We start from the raw sequence: 19,763 nt of genomic DNA on the forward strand, positions 1-19,763 counted from the left end.
GCGGCTGAGGCAACCCCGCGGGTGGCACGCTCGGCCTAGACTCGCTCCCCGTGACGAGCACCGTTCCTGCTCCCCGGCCCACCGCTGACGCCGTGCCGCGAAGCGGCGGCGTCGAGGTCGGCACCGACGAGCGTTCCCTGCGGCGGTTCCTGCACGGACTGCCGGGCGTCGACCAGGTGGGACTTGAGCGCCGGTCGGCCACGCTGGCCACCCGCAGCATCAAGCAGGCGAGCAAGCGCCAGGCCATCGACCTGGCGATCTCCATGATCGACCTGACCACGCTCGAAGGCGCCGACACCCGCGGCAAGGTCGCCGCGCTGTGCGCGCAGGCCCGCCGCCCCGACCCCGAGTACCCGGACGTGCCGCCGGTCGCCGCCGTCTGCGTCTACCCCGACCTGGCCGGGTTCGCCGTGCAGCGACTGGCCGGCAGCGGGGTGAAGGTCGCCGCGGTGGCCACGGCGTTCCCGTCGGGGCGGTCGTCGCGGGAGGTCAAGCTCGCCGACACCCGGCTCGCCGTCGAGGCCGGCGCCACCGAGATCGACATGGTGATCGACCGCGGCGCGTTCCTCACCGGCCGCTACGCCGAGGTGTACGAGGAGATCGTCGCGGTGAAGGAGGCGTGCGGCAGCGCCCACCTGAAGGTGATCCTCGAGACCGGCGAGCTCGCCGGCTACGACGACGTGCGCCGCGCCTCCTGGCTCGCGCTGCTCGCCGGCGGCGACGTCATCAAGACGTCCACCGGCAAGATCAGCCCGGCCGCCACCCTGCCCGTCGTGCAGGTGATGCTGCAGGCGGTGCGCGACTGGCACCGCCTCACCGGCGAGTACCGCGGGGTGAAGGCGGCAGGCGGCATCCGTGCCGCCAAGGACGCGATCCGCCACCTCGTCGCCGTCAACGAGGTCGCCGGGCCGGCCTGGCTCACCCCCGACCTCTTCCGGTTCGGCGCCTCCTCCCTGCTCAACGACCTGCTGCGGCAGCGTCGCTTCCAGCTCACCGGCCACTACGTGGGCGCCGACCACATCGGGAGCGCGTGATGGACTGGACCTACGCACCGGCCCTGGAGAACGCCGCGATCGCCAACCTGCAGCCGACCTACCGCCCGTTCATCGACGGCGAGTTCGTCGACGGGGGCGGCGAGCCGCTCAAGACGATCAACCCGGCCACCGAGGAGGTGCTGGCCGAGGTCGGCAGCGCATCGACGGCCGACGTCGAGCGGGCCACCGCCGCCGCCCGCCGCGCCTACGAGCAGGTGTGGGGCCCGATGCCGGGCGCCGAACGGGCCAAGTACGTGTACCGGATCGCCCGGATCATGGCCGAGCGCTCGCGCGAGCTGGCCGTGCTGGAGACGCTCGACAACGGCAAGCCGATCCGCGAGTCCCGCGACGTCGACGTGCCGACGGCGTCGGCGCACCTGTTCCACCACGCCGGCTGGGCCGACAAGCTCGAGTACGCGGGGCTGGGGCCGGCGCCGAAGCCCGTCGGTGTCGTCGGCGCGGTGATCCCGTGGAACTTCCCGCTGCTCATGGCCGCGTGGAAGGTCGCGCCGGCGCTGGCGTGCGGCAACACCATCGTGCTGAAGCCGGCCGAGACGACCCCGCTCACCGCGCTCGTGCTGGCCGAGATCGCCGCCGAGGCCGGGCTGCCGCCGGGGGTCCTCAACGTGCTGCCGGGCGCAGGCGACATCGGCGCCGCCGTCGTCGGGGCAGAGGTGGACAAGGTCGCCTTCACCGGCTCCACCGAGGTCGGCCGGGAGATCCAGCGGCGCCTCGCCGGCACCGGTCGCCGGCTCACGCTGGAACTGGGCGGCAAGGCCGCCAACGTCGTGTACGCCGACGCGGCGCTCGACCAGGCCGTCGACGGCGTCGTCGACGGGATCTTCTTCAACCAGGGTCACGTGTGCTGCGCGGGGTCGCGGCTGCTGGTGCAGGAGTCGATCGCCGAGGAGTTCGCCGAGCTGCTGCACGCCCGGATCGAGACGCTGCGCGTCGGCGACCCGCTGGACAAGAACACCGACGTCGGCGCCATCAACTCGCGCGCCCAGCTGGACCGGATCGTCGACCTCGCCGCGTCCGGCGACGACGAGGGCGCCCAGCGCTGGACCAGCTCCTGCCCGCTGCCCGAGCGCGGCCTGTTCTTCCCGCCGACGGTGTTCGAGGGCGTCGAGCAGACCATGCGCATCGCCCGTGAGGAGATCTTCGGGCCGGTGCTGTCGGTGCTGACCTTCCGCACGCCGGAGGAGGCCGTGGCGAAGGCCAACAACACGCCGTACGGGCTCTCGGCGGGCGTCTGGACCGAGAAGGGCGCCAAGGCGCTCTGGACGGCGCAGCGGCTGCGTGCCGGCGTGGTGTGGACCAACACGTTCAACCGGTTCGACCCGGCGAGCCCGTTCGGCGGGTACCGCGAGTCCGGGTTCGGCCGCGAGGGTGGCCGGGCCGGGCTCGCGGCCTACCTGAAGGCCTGACGCTCAGCGGCGCCGGTAGGAGCGGCGCGCGCTGCCCACGCCCGCCAGGTACAGGGCGACGCACAGCAACCCGGCCGTGATCAGCACCTGTGCCGTGATGACGGACAGGCTGATCGAGAACAACTGGAAGATCAGCGCGATGCCGAACAGGACGGCGGCGATCAGAGCGGTCACGGGAGGCTCCTTCACAGGTGCGGGAGCACCAGGATGAGGCCGCCGGCCGAAGATCGCCGGGCCCGATGTCGTTCCGTGACCCGCGCGTCCAGGATGGACGGATGACCGATCTCCAGCACGTCGTCCACCCGGCCGGGGTCGCGCCGGGCACCGGCTACAGCCATGTGGTGAGCGGCCGCGGGCGGCTCGTCGCGATCTCCGGCCAGGTGGCCCTGGACGAAGACGGCGAGCTGGTGGGCGCGGACGACCCGGCCGCCCAAGCGACCCAGGTGTTCGCCAACATCGGTCGCTGCCTCGCCGCCGCCGACGCCACGTTCGCCGACGTCGTCAAGCTGACGTTCTTCCTCACCGACCGCGCACAGCTGCCCGCGGTGCGCGCGGCCCGCGACGCGGTGATCGACGTCGAGCGGCCGCCGGCCAGCTCGGCGGTGATCGTCGCCGGGCTGGTCCGGCCGGAGTTCCTGCTGGAGATCGAGGCGTACGCGCTGGTGGCGGACTGACCAACCGCGGGTAGCCTCGCCCCGTGAGCACCCCCACCGACGCCCGCGTGCCCGTCGCGAAGACGTACAAGCTCTACGTGGGCGGCGCGTTCCCCCGCTCCGAGTCGGGCCGCAGCTACCCGGTGCACAGCACGAAGGGGGCGTTGCTCGCGCATGCCGCGCAGGCGTCCCGCAAGGACGTGCGCGACGCCGTCGCCGCCGCGGTGGCCGCGGGCAGGGGCTGGGCGGGGGCGACGGGCTACAACCGCGGGCAGGTGCTCTACCGGGTCGCGGAGATGATGCAGGCGCGGCACGACCAGTTCGCCGACGACGTCGTCGCGGCGGAGGGCGTGAGCCGGCGCAGGGCGACGTCGCTCGTCGACGCCGCGATCGACCGCTGGGTCTGGTACGCGGGCTGGACGGACAAGCTGGCGAGCGTGCTCGGTTCGGTGAACTCGGTGGCCGGCCCGTTCGTCAACTTCTCCACCCCGGAGCCGACGGGCGTGGTGGCGGTGCTGGCTCCGCAGGAGTCGGCGCTGCTCGGCCTGGTGGACGTGCTCGCGCCGGTGCTGGCCGCCGGCTGCACGGCCGTGGTGGTGTCGTCGTGGGAGCGGCCGCTGCCGGCGATCGGGCTGGCCGAGGTGCTCGCGACGTCCGACGTGCCCGGCGGCGTCGCGAACCTGCTCACCGGGAGCGCGGCCGAGCTGGGTCCGTGGCTCGCGGCGCACGAGGACGTCGCCGCGATCGACCTGGTCGGCGCGCCGGAGGACGCTGCGGCGACGCTGGAGGAGGCGGCCGCCGCGTCGGTGAAGCGGGTGCTGCCCCGCCCGGCGACCGAGCCGGATCCCACCGCCGTGCCGTCGCTCGCGCGGCTGCGCACGTACTGCGAGATCAAGACGGTCTGGCACCCGGTCGGGCGCTGAACGGGGCCTACTACGCTGGTCCGCCGTGGCCAGCGACATCGTCCCGATCCAGCTCTCCCTCACCGACGGGGACCTCGTCACCCTGTGGGCGCCGCGGTGGCGCGAGGACGGCGAGGAGTGGGAGGCGTTCCTCGGTGACGACGACAACCTCTTCGCCTTTCCCGAGGTCACCCAGCTCGCGGCCTTCGTGCGCACCGCTACGGGGCACGACCTGCTCGACCACCCGTCGTGGTCGGTGGTGCCGCAGCTGGGCGTCGACGAGCTGATCCCCGACGACACCCGCAGCTACGACATCATCGGTGTGCCGGAGGTGGTCGCCGAGGACCCCGACACGTGGACGATCGGGGAGCTGTCGGAGATCACCGACATGCTGCGCTCGATCGCGGAGGTCTGCGAGCTCGACGCCGTCGACGAGGTGCTCGGCGCCGCACCGGCGTTCGGGATGCTGCACCAGGGCACGCTGCCGTTCGCGGGCCGTGAGGGCGCGCGGCTGTGGGCCCAGCTCGTGGATGTCGTGGCCAAGCGCTGGGACGAGGTCGTCGATGCGCTGGACGGGCTGGTGCGCACACCGTCCGTGGACGCGGCGGCGCTGGCGGCAGCGGAGAAGGAGCTCGCCGCGCAGCAGGTCGCGGTCGCCGACGCCGACCCGGCGACAGCGGCGGTCGACGCCTCCGACGACGAGGACGAGCTCGACGACGACGCGGAGCCGGCGGGTGAGCGCACGCCCACGTTCTGGGAGGAGGTCGGCATCGACCCGATCCGGATCGCCACCGACACCGCCGAGTACGTGTCGCTGCGCTGCTACCTCAACGACAAGGCGGTCTTCCTCGGCAGCGGCGGCAGGATCGACGTCTTCCCGAACGGGCGTGCGCTGCTGCGCTGGATCGTGGAGGAGTCCGACGAGGCGAACGCGCTCGCCGTCGCGTCGACCTGGCCGGAGGTCGTCGACGCGGCCACGTCCGGCGATCTCGACGTCACCGTCGAGGACATGAACTCCTACTCCCTCGTCGGGCTCGCGTCCGACATCGCCGCCGGCACGCTCGACGTGGACGCCACCCAGCTGGAGCTGGCGTGCGAGCTGCTCGTCGACGTCGGCGACTGGGTGGGCGACGACGAGGCCCGCCGGGCGCTCGCGGAATCGCAGCCGCTGGGCTGGCTGGTGTCGTTCCTGGTGCGGCCCGACCCGACGCGGCTGGCGCCGAGCCCACCGTTCACGGCGGAGTCGAAGCGGTTCCGCGAGCTGACCGACGACCTGGTGGCCCGGCTGCGCCCGCACTGAGCGGCTCGGGGTTTGCGGTGATCAAGGGCAGAAGGTCGTTCTTGATCGATGCCGGAACGACATTCTGCCCTTGATCACGGCCACCTCGCCCGGCCGGCTACGGCGTGAGCCCCGCCTCCCGGGCCAGCAACCCCAGCTGGGTGCGGTTGCTCGCGCCGACCTTGTCCAGCGCGCGCGAGACGTACCCCTTCACCGTTGCCTCGGTGAGGAACAGCCGCTTGCCGACCTCCGCGTTGGAGCAGCCCTCGCCGAGCAGGGCCACGACCTCGCGCTCGCGGTCGGTCAGGGCCTCCAGACGGGCCAACGCCCGCCGCCGCGCCGACGCCTGCGACGCCGAGCGCCCGACGAGCTTCTGGGCCGCCGACCGCGACAGCACGGTGTGCCCCTGCGCCGCCACCCGCACCAGGCCGACGAGCTCGTCCGGCGGCGTGGACTTGAGCAGGTAGCCGGCCGCCCCGGCGCGCAGCGCGCGGTGGACGTGCTCGTCGCCGTCGAACGTCGTCAGCGCCACGACGGGCGGCGCGTCCGGCCGGCCGGTGATCCGCGAGGTGGCGGTGATGCCGTCGACGCCGGGCATGCGCAGGTCCATCAGCACCAGGTCGGGACGGAACCGCAGCACCGCCTCCACGGCTTCGGCACCGTCGGACGCCGTGGCCACCACCTCGATGCCGTCGGCGGCGCCCAGGATGGTGGAGAGGTGCGCGCACACCATCGGCTCGTCGTCGACGACGAGCACGGACACGGTCATGCCGGCACCACCGGCAGCTGCGCCCGCACCGCGAACCCGCCGCCGCTGCGCGGGCCGGCGTGCAGCTCCCCGCCCAGCAGCTCGACGCGTTCGCGCAGGCCGTGCAGGCCCCGGCCGGAACCGGAGCCGGCCAGCGCTGGATCGGCCGCCGCGGTGGGCGCGGTGTTCTCCACGAGCACCGTCACCGCGTCCGGCGCGTAGCGGACGTCCACGCACACCTCTCCTCCCGGCGCGTGCTTGTGCACGTTCGTCAGCGCCTCCTGGACCACGCGGTGCGCGGTGCGGGCCACCGCGACCGGTACGCCGTCGGCGTCGCCGCTGCGGTGCAGGCGCACCTCCACCCCGGCGGCGACGGAGGCGTCGACGAGCTCCGCCAGGTCGGTGCGGGGCGCCGCCGGCCCGACGGCGGGTGAGGCGCCCTCGCGCTCGCCGCCGAACACCCCGACGATGCCGCGCAGCTCGTCGAGGGCCTGGCGGCCGGCCTCGCGCAGCCCCGCCGCGGCTGCGCGGGTGGCCGGGTCGCGCGCGGTGACCTCCAGCGCGCCCGCCTGCAGCACCATCAGGCTCACCCGGTGGGTGACGACGTCGTGCATCTCGGCGGCGAGCCGGGCCCGCTCCTCCGCGCGCCCCTCCTCCGCGGCCCGCGCAGCCTTCTCGCGCAGTTCGGCGAGCAGCTCGGCGCGCGCGGCGAAGTAGCGGGCGAGCAGCGCCGGCACCACGGTGTAGAGCAGGCCGAGGGGGATCGTGTCCCACGCCGGCGTCCACGGCCGGGTCGCCAGCAGCACCAGCGCCGCCGTCACCGCCCACGTGGCGCGGCGTCGCGGGAACCGGCTCCACAGGGTGTAGATCAGCGCGCCGACCGTGCCCAGCGTGAGCGGGTCGCCGGTCAGCACCGGCGTCGGCACGAGCACCCCCGGCGAGACCAGCTCGGACACCTGGATGAGCACCGAACCGGCGACCACCAGCCCGGCCACGACGAACGGGAAGCGCGGGACGGCGAGGAGCGCGATGTCGAGCGCGAGCCGCAGCGCCAGCCCGGCTTCCGGCCCCCATGGGCCGGTCGTCCGCGAGCCCAGGACGTAGACCAGGAGGTCGACGGCGGCGAGGAGCGATGCGTACAGCACGACGAGGACGCCCACCGCGATCCGCCGCCAGTTCCGCACGATCATCACGGTAGCCCGGCCACCGCGGTCCGGGCACGACCTCGGGAGGGGGTCGACACCTACTTCCGTCGTACCCCCGCCCGACTGGCAGTGCTGCCATCGGAGCAGGTCAGAACGGTTGCATCGGGATCATGACGACGTTCGCCCGCGGCCCGGTCCTCGCGATCGCCACAGCCGTCGGTGCCGTGCTGGCCGTGGCCAGCACCCGCGGCACGTACTTCTTCGACGAGCTGTACTTCCTGATGGCCGGGCGGGAGCACCTGGCGTGGGGGTACTTCGACCAGCCACCCCTGGTGCCCGCCCTCGCCGCGGCCCTCGACCGGCTGGCGCCGGGTTCGCTGCTGGTGTTCCGGCTGCCCGTCACGCTCGGCGCCGCCGCGATGGTGGTGCTGGCGGCGGCCATCGCCGGGGAGCTCGGCGGCAGCCGGAGCGCGCAGGTGTGGGCGGCCGTCGCCGTCGCGGTGTCGGAGGTGTCGATCTTCAGCCACTGGCTCGGGACCTACACTCTCGACCCCCTGTGGTGGACGGTGATCCTCTGGCTCGTGGCGCGCTGGGTGCGCGTGCGCGACGACCGGCTGCTGCTGGTCGCCGGCGTCGTGACCGGCCTGTCGTTGAACACGAAGTTCCTCGTTCCGGCGCTGTGGGCGGCCGTCGTCGTCGCGGTGGCGCTGTGCGGGCCGCGGGAGCTGCTGCGGCGGCCGGCGCTGTGGGTCGGCGGGCTGGTCGCGGTCGCGATGGCCGTGCCGACGCTGCTCTGGCAGGCCGCCCACGGCTGGCCGTACCTGCAGATGGGTGAGGTGGTGCGGGCCGAGTTCGAGGGGCCGGTGGGCTTCGCCGCCGGCGCTGCGCTGGCTTTCGGGTTGCCGGGCCTGGGGCTCGCCGTGCTCGGGCTGGTGCGTCCGCCGCGCCCGCACGCGTGGCTCGCCGTCACCGGGGCGCTGGTGATCGTCGCGGTCCTCGCGCTGCACGGCCGCTCCTACTACGTGCTGTCGCTGGTGCCGGCGCTCGCCGCGCTGGGTGCGGTGACGGTCCGCCGCTGGACCGGCGTCGCCCGCGTCGTCGGGTGCGTGGCGGCGGTCGTCTCCGCGGCCGGGGTGCTCGTCACGGTGCCGGTGCTGCCGCAGTCCGTGATCGAGGCGGCCCCCGGCCTCCCCGCGCACGGGATGCAGGAGGGCGAGCGGTCGATGCTGCCCGCCGCCGCCGCCGGCGCGGCCGCCTGGGCGACGGTGCCGGCCACCGACCGCGCGCACACCGTCGTGCTGGCCCAGATCTACCCGCTCGCCGCGGCCGTCGAGAGCCGGGGCGTGCCGACGTGGAGCCCGCACCGCGGCTACGGCTACTTCGCCCCGCCCCCGGACTCCGCCACGGACGTGCTCTGGCTCGGTCTCGACGCACCCCCGCCGGCGCTGACCGAGCACTTCGGGTCGTGCGCCGAACTGCCCGGGGACGGCCTGCAGGTGTGGCGGTGCAGCGAACGCAGCGGCTCGTGGGGGCAGTGGTGGCCGGGCCTCCGCACCCGGTAGGCGGGCCTACGCCTGCAGCGCCGCGTACCCCGGCTTGATCACGTCGTTGATCAGGGCCAGACGCTCGTCGAAGCGCAGGAACGCCGACTTCATCGCGTTGACCGTGAACCACTGCAGGTCGGCCCAGTCGTACCCGAACGTCTCGACGAGCGCGGCGAGCTCGCTGGTCATCGAGACCCCGGACATGAGCCGGTTGTCCGTGTTGACGGTGACCCGGAACTTCAGCTTCGCCAGCAGCCCGATGGGGTGCTCGGCGATCGACTTGGCCGCGCCGGTGTCGATGTTGGACGTCGGGCACATCTCGAGCGGGATCCGCATGTCGCGCACGTAGGCGGCGAGCCGGCCGAGCTGCGCGTTGCCGTCGTCGTCGACGGTGATGTCGTCGACGATGCGCACGCCGTGGCCGAGCCGGTCGGCGCCGCACCACTGCAGCGCCTCCCAGATCGACGGCAGCCCGAAGGCCTCGCCGGCGTGGATGGTGAAGTGCGCGTTCTGCTGGCGCATGTACTCGAACGCGTCGAGGTGACGGGTGGGCGGGAACCCGGCCTCGGCGCCGGCGATGTCGAACCCGACGACGCCGGTGTCGCGGTAGCGCACGGCCAGCTCCGCGATCTCCAGCGAGCGGGCCGCGTGCCGCATGGCCGTGAGCAGGCACCCGACACGGATGCGCCGCCCGCGGGCCCGCGCGTTGGCGGTGCCCTGCCGGAACCCCTCCAGCACCGCCTCGACGACGGCGTCGAGCGCGAGACCCTGCTCGGTGTGCAGTTCGGGGGCGAAGCGGACCTCGGCGTAGACGACGCCGTCGTCGGCGAGGTCCTCCGCGCATTCGGCGGCGACGCGGACCAGCGCATCGGCGTGCTGCATGACGCCGACGGTGTGGCTGAACGTCTCGAGGTAGCGCACCAGCGAGCCGGAGTGGGCGGCGGCGTGGAACCATTCGCCCAGCACGTTCGAGTCACCCGGGGGCAACTGCGTGTAACCGAAACGGTCGGCGAGTTCGATCACCGTGGAGGGCCGTAACCCGCCATCCAGGTGATCGTGCAGAAGTACCTTCGGCGCATCACGGATCGTGTCCGTGGTCAGCGGAACAGCCACAATCGGCCACGCTAGGACATCACGCAACCGGGCGGAGAGCAGGCCGATCGGGCGTGCTCCGATCGGCGTAATGGCCACTCGAATGGGGGTGCCTGCGAACGCTCTGCGGTGCTCGATACGCTTTGTGTCGCACGACTGGTGCAACCCCCGGCTCAGAGGAAGCTCCCCCGCCCATGAGCAACGACGCAGTCTCCTTCGACCGCATGCGCGGCATGTTGATGCGTGCCGCGGAGATCCGCGACAGCGAGCAGCAGCAGATCTTCGACTCGCTCGACGAGATCCACGCCCGGCTCGCGGCGCTCGACGCGCTCGGCACGATGCGCAAGCGGCTGTCCGAGCTGCCGGACCGCACCGAGGTCAGCGTGCTCGCCGAGCGGCTCGACGAGACCGTCGCCAAGCTCGACGCACAGGACGCCGCGGTCGCGTCGATCGGCCGCGCGATCGAGGCGCTGCCCGACAAGCTGGCCAAGTCGTTCGCCCAGCTCGACGGCCGCCTCGACGGCATGGCCGGGCGCATGGAGGGCATCTCCGGCCGCATGGACGGGCTGGACGACCGCCTCGGCGGCCTGCACAAGCGCCTCGACGACCTGGACAACCGGCTCGACCGCCACGAGATGCGGCTCGACGCCATGCCCACCTCGGTCGGCACGCCCATCAAGGAGCGCATCGAGCAGGTCGAGCGCTTCGTGCGGGAGCAGCTCGCGGCCACCGCGTCGTCCGTCGACGAGACGGGCGAGGGCCTGCGCAACCTGCTGGGCGACACCTCGGTGGGTCTGCACCGGCGCCTCGAGGAGCTGGCGGCCCGCCCGGCCGTCGACCCGACCGAGCCGTTGAACTCGATCACCGCCAAGCTGGAGACGCTCGCCGGCCGGCTCGACGCGATCGAGCAGGACCTGGAGAAGCGGCTCGGCAGCATCGACTCCTCGCTCGAGGCTCGTCCCGACACCCCGTCGATCAAGTCGCTGGTGGCGCGCGCCAACGAGGAGAGCGAGCGGCGCACCGCCGGCCAGCTCGACGAGGCCATGGCCACGTTCGCGGAGCTCATCCTGGGCCGCGGCCCGGGCGTGCAGCAGCCGCCGCCCCCGCCCCGCCCGGCCGCCCGCCGGTCGCGCAAGGTCGCGGTGAAGAGCTCCAACGGCGCGAGCGCCGCCGACACGATCGTCGACGATCCCGACGACTGATCCGTCGTAGTCACCACGAAGGCCGGGCCCACGGGTCCGGCCTTCGTCGTTCCGGCGTCACACAGCGCGCGGCCACGTCACACAGGTTGGGCGGTGTGTGAAGTGGCCGCGCGGTGTGTGACGTCCGCGGGTGAGCGGCTGCCACGCGTCCGGTAGCGGCCCGGCGTCGTGCCGACGACCGCGGTGAACGCCGCGATGAACCCGCTCGGGTTGGCCCATCCGCAGGCGGCGGCGGTGCGGGTGGTGTCGTGGCCGTCCGCGAGCAGGACGAGCGCGTGGTAGATGCGCAGCTGGGTGCGCCACTCGTAGAACGTCATGCCGAGCTCGCTGCGGAAGAGCCGGCTGAGCGTGCGGGTGCTGGCGCCGACGGCCCGCCCGAGCTCCGCCAGCGACGCGGTGTCGGCGGGGTTCGCGGACAGGATGCGGGCGATGGCCCGCAGCCGGTCGTCGCGAGGTTCGGGCAGGTGCAACGGACGTTGGTCGGCCTCGTGCACCTCGTCGACGAGCACCCGCTGCAGGCGTGAACGTGCGGACCGGCGGTAGCCGGCTCCGGCGGGGCCGGTGAGGGCGAGCAGCACCTCGCGGGCGAGGTCGGACACCAGGAACACGGCCGGACGGTCCGGCAGCAGCCGGGCCAGCGAGGGCGGGAGGAAGACGATCCGCATGTCGGTGTCGCCGTGGGCGCGGTGGCGGTGGGCGAACCCGGCGGGCGTCCACGCGACCTGGTCGGCTGGCACGATCGACGTGCCGCGCTCGGTGTGCACCGCCAGCACGCCGCGCGCGGCGTAGACGAGGTGGCCGCGCGCGTGCGCCTGCTCCGAGCCGACCCCGCCGGACGGCCACAGGTGCCGCCCACCCGACGGCCACACGGACGACGCCACGCCGTCGGGAGCGTGGCGGCGAGCGGGCATCGGTTGGCATTCTATCGGTGGTCGGCCACTCGGCAGGCCGGTCAAGCTGACGGCATGACGACGTTCGTGCTCGTTCCCGGTGGTTGGCGCGGTGGCTGGTCGTTCGAGGCGGTGACTCCCTTGCTGGAGCAGGCCGGGCACACCGTGCACGCGCTGACCCCGACCGGGCTGCGACCCGACGACGACGTCGCGACGGTCGCTGCCGCCAACCTCGACACGCACGCCGACGACGTGCTGCGGCTCCTCGACCGCGCGCAGATCACCGACGCGACGCTGGTCGGGCACAGCTACGGCGGGATGGTGATCGCGGCGGCGGCCGACCGTGCCGGCGGACGGGTGTCGCGCCTCGTCCACCTCGACGCCTACGTGCCGCGCGACGGCGAGTCGTGCTGGTCGGCGACGACCGAGCGCTACCGGCAGCGGTTCATCGCCGGCGCGGCAGCCACCGGCTTCTCCGTGCAGCCGCCGGCCGGCTCCGACCCGCGCACCCGCCCGCACCCGCTGGCGTCGTTCGTGCAGGCGGTCCGGCTCACGGGCGTTGCCGAGCGGGTGCCGCGTCGCGAGTTCGTCTTCTGCTCGGGCTGGGACGGCAGCCCGTTCACCGAGGTCCGCGCGCGCCTGGTGCAAGACCCGGGCTGGCAGGTGCACGACCTCCCGACGGGCCACGACGCGATGAAGGAAGCTCCGGATGCGGTCGCCTCGCTCCTGCTCGCCGGCCCCGACGTCACACAGCGCGCGGCCACCGCACACACCGCGCAACCTGTGTGAGGCGGCCGCAACCTGTGTGACGTCGTCAGTGGAGGGTGTCGTGCACCAGGCGACGCGCTGCCGGCGGGGCGTCCGTGACCACATCGGTGAGCAGCGCGCGGGCGCCCGCGACCGCGTCGGGGGTGTCGGTGTGCAGCTGCAGCAGCGGCTGGCCGGCCTCGACCGGCGCCCCGTGCTCCACGAGGAGCCGCACGCCGGCCCCGGCCTGCACGGCGTCCTCCTTGCGGGCGCGGCCGGCGCCCAGCCGCCACGCCGCCACGCCGACGGCGAGCGCGTCGAACGCGGCGTACCCGGAGCGGTCCGCCACCAGGTCCTCGACGTGCGTCGCGACGGGCAGCGGCGCCGCCGGGTCGCCGCCCTGCGCCGCGATCATCCGCTCCCACACGGCGTAGGCCTCACCGGAGGCGAGCACGGCGGCCGGATCCGCGTCGATCTTCGCCAGCGCGAGCATCTCGCGGGCCAGCGCCACCGTCAGCTCGACGACGTCGGCAGGCCCGCCGCCGCGCAGCACCTCGACCGACTCCTCGACCTCCAGCGCGTTGCCGACCGCACGCCCGAGCGGCACCGTCATGTCGGTGAGCAGGGCGGTGGTCGCGAGGCCGTGGGCGCCGCCCAGCTCGACCATGGTGGCGGCCAGCTCGCGCGCCGACTCCTCGGTCTTCATGAACGCGCCCGAGCCGACCTTCACGTCCAGCACCAGCCCGCTCGTGCCCTCCGCGATCTTCTTGCTCATGATCGAGCTGGCGATCAGCGGGATGGCCTCGACGGTGCCCGTGACGTCGCGCAGCGCGTAGAGCTTGCGGTCGGCCGGGGCGAGCGTCGGGGTGGTCGCGCAGATGACGGCGCCGACGTCGGCGAGCTGGGCGGTGATCTCCTCCAGCGACAGCGACGCCCGCCAGCCCGGGATCGCCTCCAGCTTGTCGAGGGTGCCGCCGGTGTGGCCGAGCCCGCGGCCGGACAGCTGCGGCACCGCCGCCCCGCACGCGGCGACCAGCGGCGCCAGCGGCAACGTGATCTTGTCGCCGACGCCACCGGTGGAGTGCTTGTCCACGAGCGGACGCCCGAGGTCGCCGAACTCCAGCACCTCACCGGAGTCGATCATCGCCTGCGTCCAGCGCGCGATCTCGGCCGCGTCCATGCCGTTGAGCAGGATGGCCATGGCCAGCGCGGACATCTGCTCGTCGGCGACGTCGCCGCGGGTGTACGCGGCGATCACCCAGTCGATCTGCTCGTCGGAGAGACGGGCGCGATCGCGCTTGGCCATGATCACGTCACGGGCACTGAAGCTCACCGGACGACGGTAGCGCGCCGACCTCGCAGACCTTGAACACACGTCGCAGAGGTTCGAACCTCTGCGAGGTCGGCCCAACCTCTGCGAAGTCGGGCCGGGGCGCGTCAGGATGCGGCCGTTGCGCCGCCGTCCACCGGGAGGACGGTGCCCGTCACCTGGGTCGCGCCGACCAGGTAGGCGATCGCCGCCGCCACATCGGTGGCCGCCGCGATCCTGCCCGTCGGCAGCTGGCCGGCGATCGCCTCGAACTGCTGCTCGCGCTGCTCCGGCGGCAGGAACGACCACCACGGCGTGTCGACGACGCCCGGCGAGACGGCGTTGACGCGCACCGGCGCCAGCTCCACGGCCAGCGGGCCGACCATCCGCTCGACGGCGCCGTTCGCGGCCGCGAGGACGGCGGTGCCGGGCAGCGCGGCCCGCGCGCTGGCCGCCGACACGAGCGTGACCGAGCCGGTGACCTGCGCGTACCGGAGCGCCGTCAGGTACCCGATCACCTTGCCCGTGAAGGCCTCGCGCACCGCGTCGGCGGAGAGCCCGCGCAGCGGTCCGAGCGCACCCGCTCCGCCGCTGAACGCGAGGACCAGGTGATCCACCGGCCCGGTGCGCTCCAGGAAGGCCGCGACCTGCTCCTCGTCGGTGCCGTCGACCTGCTCGGCGCTCGTGACGCGGTCCTTGACGGCGGCGAGCTTCTCCGGGTCCCGCCCGGTGACGATCACCTCGGCGCCGCCCGCGGCCAGCAGTTCGGCCGTGGCCAGTCCGATCCCGGACGTGCCACCCATGACGATCACGCGCATGACTTCTCCTTACTAAGACGCTACGTCTCGAAATTAACCGAGACGCGGCGTCTTGTAAAGTGGCGCGCATGGGCAGGCGACGCAGCGAGGAGACTCGGCACGCGATCCTCGCCGCCGCGCTCGACGAGCTCACCGAACGCGGGTACGCCGGGCTCACGATCGAGGGCATCGCCGCCCGCGCCGGCTCCGGCAAGCAGACGATCTACCGGTGGTGGCCGTCGCTCGCCGACGTCGTGCTGGACGCGATGCTGGAACGGGCCGCCGACCTGATCCCCGACCCGGCCACCGGCACGCTGGCCGGTGACCTGCGCGAGTTCGTCACCGCCACCTTCCGGCAGGGTCCGCCGCAGCGCGAGATCCTGAGCGGTCTGATGGCACAAGCCGTGCTGGACCCGGATTTCGCCGCGGCCTTCCGCGAACGGTTCATCACGGCCCGCCGGACCGCGCTGCGGGCCGTGCTGGACCGCGCCGCGCTCGATCCCGACGTCGACCCCGAGCTGCTCGTCGACGTCGTGTTCGGCGTCCTGTGGTACCGGCTGCTCGTCGGCCACGCCCCGCTCGACGACGCCGAGGGCGAGGCGCTCGCCGAACTGGTCGTCCGGGCGGCTCAGCCCGGCAGGTGCTCCGGGCCGAACGCCTCCGGCAGCACCTCCGACATCGGGATGGGCCCGCGCGGGGAGTCCACCAGGCAGTCCGGGCCGCCGAACTCGTAGATCACCTGCCGGCAGCGTCCGCACGGCATCAGCAGCTCGCCCGTGCCCGAGCGGCACGCGACGGCCACGAACCGGCCGCCGCCGGTCAGCCGCAGCTGCCCGGCCATCGTGACCTCGGCGCACACCCCGAGCCCGTACGACGCGTTCTCGACGTTGCAGCCGCGCACCACGCGCCCGTCGTCACAGATCGCAGCCGCGCCCACGTTCAGGTGCGAGTACGGGGCGTACGCCGAGCCGGCGGCCTCCACCGCGGCGGCCCGCAGCGCGGGCCAGTCGACGTCAGTCACCCTCACCTCTCCGGTACTCCATCCCGTCGGCCTCGGGTGGTCGCAGCCGTTGCGACGCCACGGCCAGCACCAGCAGCGTCACGATCTGCGGCGCGAACGCGGCGAACTGGCTGGGGATCGTGTCGACGAAGAAGTACACGAGGTAGACGACCAGGCCGGCGGCCAGCGCGGCGACCGCGGCGAGCCAGTTGCGCTGCACGAACCACAGGACCGCCACCAGCACGGCGACGATCGTGCCGCCGTAGAGCAGGGCGTGCACGGCATCGCCGCCGGCCCGCAGCTGCAGGCCGTCGACGTAGCCGAAGAGCGCCGAGCCGGCCAGCAACCCACCGGGTCGCCAGTTGCCGAAGATCATCGCAGCGAGGCCGATGTAGCCGCGCCCGCCGGTCTGACCCTCCAGGTAGCCCAGCTGGCCCGGGTTGAGCACGAGCGCGGCACCGCCGAGCCCGGCCAGCAGGCCCGACACGACGACCGCGGCGTACTTGTGCGCGTACACCGAGACGCCGAGCGACTCGGCCGCCACCGGGTTCTCCCCGCAGGCGCGCACGCGCAGCCCGAACGCCGTGCGCCACAGCACCAGGTACGTGACCGGCACGGCGAGCACGCCGAGCAGCACCGTCGGCGTCAGGCCGGAGAGCAGGCCCTGCAGGATCCCGGCCACGTCGGTGACGAAGACGGTGTTGCTCTTCACGAGCCCGTCCAGCGCGTCGGTGAGCGGGGTGATCGTGAACGCGTCGAACCCCTTGAGCGGTGGCGACTGCCGCGGGTTGGCCGAGATCGGCAGGAACACCAGCGTCGAGAGGTACTTCGTGACACCCGCCCCGAGCAGGGTGATCGCGACGCCGGAGACGATGTGGTTGACGCCGAACGACACCGTCGCCACAGCGTGCAGCAGGCCGCCCAGCGCCCCGAGCAGGGCCCCGACGAGCAGAGCCGCCCATGGCCCCCACTGGTAGCCGGCCCAGGCGGCGCCCCAGGTGCCGAGGATCATCATGCCCTCGAGCCCCAGGTTGATCACGCCGGAGCGCTCGGCCCACAGGCCGCCGAGGCCGGCGAACAGGATCGGCAGCAGCAGCTGCAGCGCGGCCTGCGCGGTGCCGGCCGAGGTGAGCTGCAGCTGCCCGGTCAGCGTCGCCACGATCGACAGGACGAGCAGCCCGACGAACACGACGAGCATCGAGACCGCCCAGCTCGGCAGCCGGCGGCGGGCGGGCGCCTTCTCCAGGGTCGTCACGACGCCGCCCCCTCCGCCACCGGCGCGTTCTGCGCCCGCAGCTCGGCGGCGACCCGGCGCTGCTCGGCGGCCAACGAGTAGCGGCGCACGATCTCGTACGCCACGACCACCGACAGCACGATCACCCCTTGCATGATCAGCACGATCTCGCGCGGCACCCCGATGTTGTCCAGCGCCAGCGCCGACTTGTCGAGGAACGCCCACAGCAGCGCACCGATCGCGATGCCGCCGGGGTGGTTGCGGCCCAGCAGCGCGATCGCGATGCCGGTGAACCCGTACCCCTGCGGGGCGACGATCGTGTACACGTGCTCGCGGCCGAGCACCTCGGGCAGCCCGATCAGGCCCGCCACCGCGCCCGACATCAGCATCGCGATCAGCACCATGCGGCGCGCGTCGACGCCGCCCGCCGTGGCCGCCGTCGGCGACTCCCCGGAGGCGGTGAGCTCGAACCCGAACCGGGTGCGGCCCAGCAGGAACCAGTAGCCGAGACCGAGCGCCGCGGCCACGACGACCATGCCGAAGATCGTGCCCCCGGAGCCGAGGCTGATCCCCGGGAACCAGCCGCTCGGGGCGATCGGCGGCGTCGAGATGTTGTTGCCCTGCACGACGCCGAACGCGTCCGGGCTGATGAGGAACGCGATCGCGCCGGTGGCGACGGCGTTCAGCATGATCGTCGAAATGACCTCGCTGACGCCCCGGTAGGCCTTCAGCAGCGCCGGGACGAGCGCCCACAGCATGCCGACGACCGCACCGGTCACCAGGATCACGATCACGTGCAGCACCGGCGGCAGCGGCAGCAGCCCGCCGACGATCGCCGCGACGCACGCCGCGATGCGGAACTGGCCCTCGACGCCGATGTTGAACAGCTTCATCTTGAAGCCGACGGCCACGGCGAGACCCGCGATGTAGTAGACGGCGCCGGTGTTGAGCACGTCGACGGCGGTGGTGCCGGTGCCGAGCTGGGTGACCATCACGGCGAGCGCGGCGCCCGGGTTGTCGCCGGAGATCAGCAGCGCGATCGAGCTCAGCAGTGCAGCGAAGACGACGGCGAGCAGCGGCGGCACGATCGCCGTACGCAGGCGGCTCACGAGCCCCCCTCCTTCCGCTCACGCACACGTTCGTGCGGCCACGCACATGTCCGGACGTGTGCGTCGGCACATGACGCTGTGCGCGGGCTCATGAGTCGGCCCCGGTCATCGCGGCGCCCAGTTGCTCCGGCGTCACCGTGGCCGGGTCGGCGTCCGCAACCAGGCGGCCGCGCAGCATCACCTTGATCGTGTCGGACAGGCCGATCAGCTCGTCGAGGTCGGCGCTGATCAGCAGCACCGCGAGCCCGCGGGCCCTGGCCGCGCGCAGCTCGTCCCAGATCCCGGCCTGCGCGCCGACGTCGACGCCCCGGGTCGGGTGCGAGGCGATGAGCAGCTTCGGGTTGCCGGAGAGCTCACGGCCGATGACGAGCTTCTGCTGGTTGCCGCCCGACAGCGCGGCCGCCGGCACGTCGACGCCCGGGGTGCGCACGTCGAACTCCTCGACGATCCGCTCGGTGTCGCGGCGCGCGGCTGCCCGGTTGATCAGGCCGATGAGGCCACGGCGGGCCACCGGCGGACGGGTCTGGTAGCCGAGCACCCGGTTGGCCCACAGCGGCTGGGTGGCGAGCAGCGCGTGCCGCGTGCGGTCCTCGGGGATGTAACCGATGCCGGCCTCCCGGCGCTCCAGCGTGCTAGCCTTGGTGATGTCGCGCGCGGTGGCGGAGTTGCCGAGCTTGACCGCGCCGCCGTCGGCCCGGCGCATCCCCATGATCGTCTCGACGAGCTCGGTCTGCCCGTTGCCCTCGACGCCGGCGATGCCGAGGACCTCGCCCTCGTGCACGACGAGGTCGATCCCGTCGAGCAGCGCGGCGCCGCCGGGGGCCAGCAGGCGCAGCCCTTCGACGCGCAGGACCTCGCGGTCGGTGACGGTGGAGTCGCGGGTCTCCGGGCTGGGCAGCTCGCTGCCGACCATCATCTCGGCCAGCTTGCGGGTCGTGACCTGCCGCGGGTCGGCCGTGCCGACGTAGGTCCCGCGGCGGATCACCGTGATCGAGTCGGCGATGGCGCGCACCTCGTCGAGCTTGTGGGAGATGAACAGGAACGTGTACCCGTCGGCCTGCATGCCGCGGATGGTGGCGAACAGGTCGTCCACCTCCTGCGGCACGAGCACGGCGGTCGGCTCGTCCAGGATCACGATCTTCGCGCCGCGGTAGAGCACCTTGATGATCTCGCAGCGCTGCCGGTCGGCCACGCCGAGGCTCTCCACCAGCGTGTCGGGATCGTCGTCGAGCCCGACGGTGGTGGCGAGCTCGGCGATGCGGGCCTTCGCCTTCGCGCCGATGCCGAGCTGCGCCTCCGCGCCGAGCAGCACGTTCTCGGCGATCGTCAGGTTGTCGGCCAGCATGAAGTGCTGGTGCACCATGCCGATGCCGACCTTGATCGCGTCGGACGGCGAGCGGAAGGTGACCTGCTCACCGTTGACCGAGATCGTGCCCTCGTCGGGTCGCTGCTGGCCGTAGAGGATTTTCATGAGGGTCGACTTGCCCGCGCCGTTCTCCCCGCACAGCGCGTGCACCTCCCCCTGGCGCACCCTCAGGTCGATGTCGCGGTTGGCGACGACGCCCGGGAACCGCTTCGTGATGCCGGCCAGTTCCACCGCGTACGGCTGCGCTGGTGCGGCGGTGTCGGTCACGGAGTTCCACCTCCTGGA

The 19,763-nt window shown here is 73.3% G+C and carries 20 protein-coding genes; 9 read left to right on the forward strand and 11 right to left on the reverse strand.

Going from position 1 to position 19,763, the window contains the following annotated elements; genetic code table 11:
- The first annotated feature begins 92 nt into the window (after window positions 1-92).
- Together deoC and ACQEVB_RS02955 are read left to right on the forward strand one after the other, a co-directional pair.
- Entirely contained in the window at window positions 93-1,034 is a 942-nt protein-coding gene (deoC, locus tag ACQEVB_RS02950) for a deoxyribose-phosphate aldolase (RefSeq protein ID WP_432980091.1), read from the forward strand.
- Window positions 1,031-2,461 carry an aldehyde dehydrogenase family protein gene (locus tag ACQEVB_RS02955; protein ID WP_432964552.1) on the forward strand — a complete coding sequence of 477 codons (1,431 nt, stop codon included), beginning with the start codon at window positions 1,031-1,033 and terminating at the stop codon, window positions 2,459-2,461. Before deoC ends, ACQEVB_RS02955 begins: the two co-directional genes overlap by 4 nt.
- A 3-nt stretch (window positions 2,462-2,464) precedes the next feature.
- On the opposite strand, the gene ACQEVB_RS02960 is transcribed toward ACQEVB_RS02955, so the two are convergent.
- Window positions 2,465-2,635, reverse strand: a complete 171-nt coding sequence (locus ACQEVB_RS02960; protein ID WP_432964555.1) for a hypothetical protein — start codon at window positions 2,633-2,635, stop codon at window positions 2,465-2,467.
- A 101-nt stretch (window positions 2,636-2,736) separates the two neighbouring features.
- Here ACQEVB_RS02960 and ACQEVB_RS02965 point away from each other — a divergent pair, with 101 nt between their 5' ends.
- The 3 genes from ACQEVB_RS02965 to ACQEVB_RS02975 are packed head-to-tail and all read left to right on the forward strand — an operon-like array spanning window position 2,737 to window position 5,316.
- Window positions 2,737-3,135, forward strand: a complete 399-nt coding sequence (locus ACQEVB_RS02965) for a RidA family protein (protein ID WP_432964558.1) — start codon at window positions 2,737-2,739, stop codon at window positions 3,133-3,135.
- Between the two features lie 23 nt (window positions 3,136-3,158).
- Complete coding sequence (locus tag ACQEVB_RS02970) at window positions 3,159-4,037, forward strand: aldehyde dehydrogenase family protein (RefSeq protein ID WP_432964561.1); 879 nt, start codon at window positions 3,159-3,161, stop codon at window positions 4,035-4,037.
- A gap of 25 nt (window positions 4,038-4,062) precedes the next feature.
- Window positions 4,063-5,316 (forward strand): primosomal protein, encoded by a 1,254-nt coding sequence (locus ACQEVB_RS02975; RefSeq protein ID WP_432964564.1) that lies wholly within the window; start codon window positions 4,063-4,065, stop codon window positions 5,314-5,316.
- Between the two features lie 97 nt (window positions 5,317-5,413).
- Here the strand turns inward: ACQEVB_RS02975 and ACQEVB_RS02980 are convergent, their stop codons facing one another.
- Both ACQEVB_RS02980 and ACQEVB_RS02985 read right to left on the reverse strand, forming a co-directional pair.
- Window positions 5,414-6,064 carry a response regulator gene (locus ACQEVB_RS02980; RefSeq protein WP_432964566.1) on the reverse strand — a complete coding sequence of 217 codons (651 nt, stop codon included), beginning with the start codon at window positions 6,062-6,064 and terminating at the stop codon, window positions 5,414-5,416.
- Window positions 6,061-7,227, reverse strand: coding sequence for a sensor histidine kinase (locus ACQEVB_RS02985; RefSeq protein ID WP_432964569.1), 1,167 nt, complete (start codon window positions 7,225-7,227; stop codon window positions 6,061-6,063). Before ACQEVB_RS02985 ends, ACQEVB_RS02980 begins: the two co-directional genes overlap by 4 nt.
- A 131-nt stretch (window positions 7,228-7,358) precedes the next feature.
- On the opposite strand from ACQEVB_RS02985, the gene ACQEVB_RS02990 reads away from it, so the two are divergent.
- The gene (locus ACQEVB_RS02990; protein ID WP_432964572.1) at window positions 7,359-8,750 is read left to right on the forward strand and encodes an ArnT family glycosyltransferase; all 1,392 of its coding nucleotides are present in this window, start codon (window positions 7,359-7,361) and stop codon (window positions 8,748-8,750) included.
- Between the two features lie 6 nt (window positions 8,751-8,756).
- Here ACQEVB_RS02990 and ACQEVB_RS02995 read toward each other — a convergent pair whose 3' ends face one another.
- On the reverse strand, window positions 8,757-9,845 hold the full coding sequence (locus tag ACQEVB_RS02995) for an adenosine deaminase (RefSeq protein ID WP_432964575.1): 1,089 nt from the start codon (window positions 9,843-9,845) through the stop codon (window positions 8,757-8,759).
- A 173-nt stretch (window positions 9,846-10,018) separates the two neighbouring features.
- Here ACQEVB_RS02995 and ACQEVB_RS03000 point away from each other — a divergent pair, with 173 nt between their 5' ends.
- Window positions 10,019-11,026 (forward strand): PA containing protein, encoded by a 1,008-nt coding sequence (locus ACQEVB_RS03000; protein ID WP_432964578.1) that lies wholly within the window; start codon window positions 10,019-10,021, stop codon window positions 11,024-11,026.
- 77 nt (window positions 11,027-11,103) lie between these two features.
- Here ACQEVB_RS03000 and ACQEVB_RS03005 read toward each other — a convergent pair whose 3' ends face one another.
- Window positions 11,104-11,937, reverse strand: a complete 834-nt coding sequence (locus ACQEVB_RS03005) for an AraC family transcriptional regulator (protein ID WP_432964581.1) — start codon at window positions 11,935-11,937, stop codon at window positions 11,104-11,106.
- A 54-nt stretch (window positions 11,938-11,991) separates the two neighbouring features.
- On the opposite strand from ACQEVB_RS03005, the gene ACQEVB_RS03010 reads away from it, so the two are divergent.
- On the forward strand, window positions 11,992-12,705 hold the full coding sequence (locus ACQEVB_RS03010; protein WP_432964583.1) for an alpha/beta fold hydrolase: 714 nt from the start codon (window positions 11,992-11,994) through the stop codon (window positions 12,703-12,705).
- A 25-nt stretch (window positions 12,706-12,730) separates the two neighbouring features.
- Here ACQEVB_RS03010 and ACQEVB_RS03015 read toward each other — a convergent pair whose 3' ends face one another.
- Both ACQEVB_RS03015 and ACQEVB_RS03020 read right to left on the reverse strand, forming a co-directional pair.
- Window positions 12,731-13,969, reverse strand: a complete 1,239-nt coding sequence (locus tag ACQEVB_RS03015) for a thymidine phosphorylase (protein ID WP_432980094.1) — start codon at window positions 13,967-13,969, stop codon at window positions 12,731-12,733.
- Window positions 13,970-14,100: 131 nt separating this feature from the next.
- Window positions 14,101-14,790: an SDR family oxidoreductase gene (locus tag ACQEVB_RS03020; RefSeq protein WP_432964586.1), complete on the reverse strand. Its 690-nt coding sequence runs from the start codon at window positions 14,788-14,790 to the stop codon at window positions 14,101-14,103.
- A 68-nt stretch (window positions 14,791-14,858) separates the two neighbouring features.
- On the opposite strand from ACQEVB_RS03020, the gene ACQEVB_RS03025 reads away from it, so the two are divergent.
- Window positions 14,859-15,503 carry a TetR/AcrR family transcriptional regulator gene (locus ACQEVB_RS03025; protein WP_432964589.1) on the forward strand — a complete coding sequence of 215 codons (645 nt, stop codon included), beginning with the start codon at window positions 14,859-14,861 and terminating at the stop codon, window positions 15,501-15,503.
- Here ACQEVB_RS03025 and ACQEVB_RS03030 read toward each other — a convergent pair.
- The 4 genes from ACQEVB_RS03030 to ACQEVB_RS03045 all read right to left on the reverse strand — a co-directional run bounded on the left by ACQEVB_RS03030 (window position 15,398) and on the right by ACQEVB_RS03045 (window position 19,745).
- Complete coding sequence (locus ACQEVB_RS03030; protein WP_432964592.1) at window positions 15,398-15,790, reverse strand: cytidine deaminase; 393 nt, start codon at window positions 15,788-15,790, stop codon at window positions 15,398-15,400. The genes ACQEVB_RS03025 and ACQEVB_RS03030 overlap by 106 nt on opposite strands.
- Window positions 15,783-16,967, reverse strand: coding sequence for an ABC transporter permease (locus ACQEVB_RS03035; RefSeq protein ID WP_432980096.1), 1,185 nt, complete (start codon window positions 16,965-16,967; stop codon window positions 15,783-15,785). The genes ACQEVB_RS03030 and ACQEVB_RS03035 overlap by 8 nt, the downstream gene beginning before the upstream one ends.
- Before the next feature lie 53 nt (window positions 16,968-17,020).
- Window positions 17,021-18,112 (reverse strand): ABC transporter permease, encoded by a 1,092-nt coding sequence (locus tag ACQEVB_RS03040; RefSeq protein WP_432964595.1) that lies wholly within the window; start codon window positions 18,110-18,112, stop codon window positions 17,021-17,023.
- An 88-nt stretch (window positions 18,113-18,200) separates the two neighbouring features.
- Window positions 18,201-19,745 (reverse strand): ABC transporter ATP-binding protein, encoded by a 1,545-nt coding sequence (locus tag ACQEVB_RS03045; protein ID WP_432964598.1) that lies wholly within the window; start codon window positions 19,743-19,745, stop codon window positions 18,201-18,203.
- Window positions 19,746-19,763: the final 18 nt, after the last annotated feature.

Source organism: Pseudonocardia sp. CA-107938, assembly GCF_050936315.1.
In the GTDB taxonomy this organism is placed as follows: domain Bacteria; phylum Actinomycetota; class Actinomycetes; order Mycobacteriales; family Pseudonocardiaceae; genus Pseudonocardia.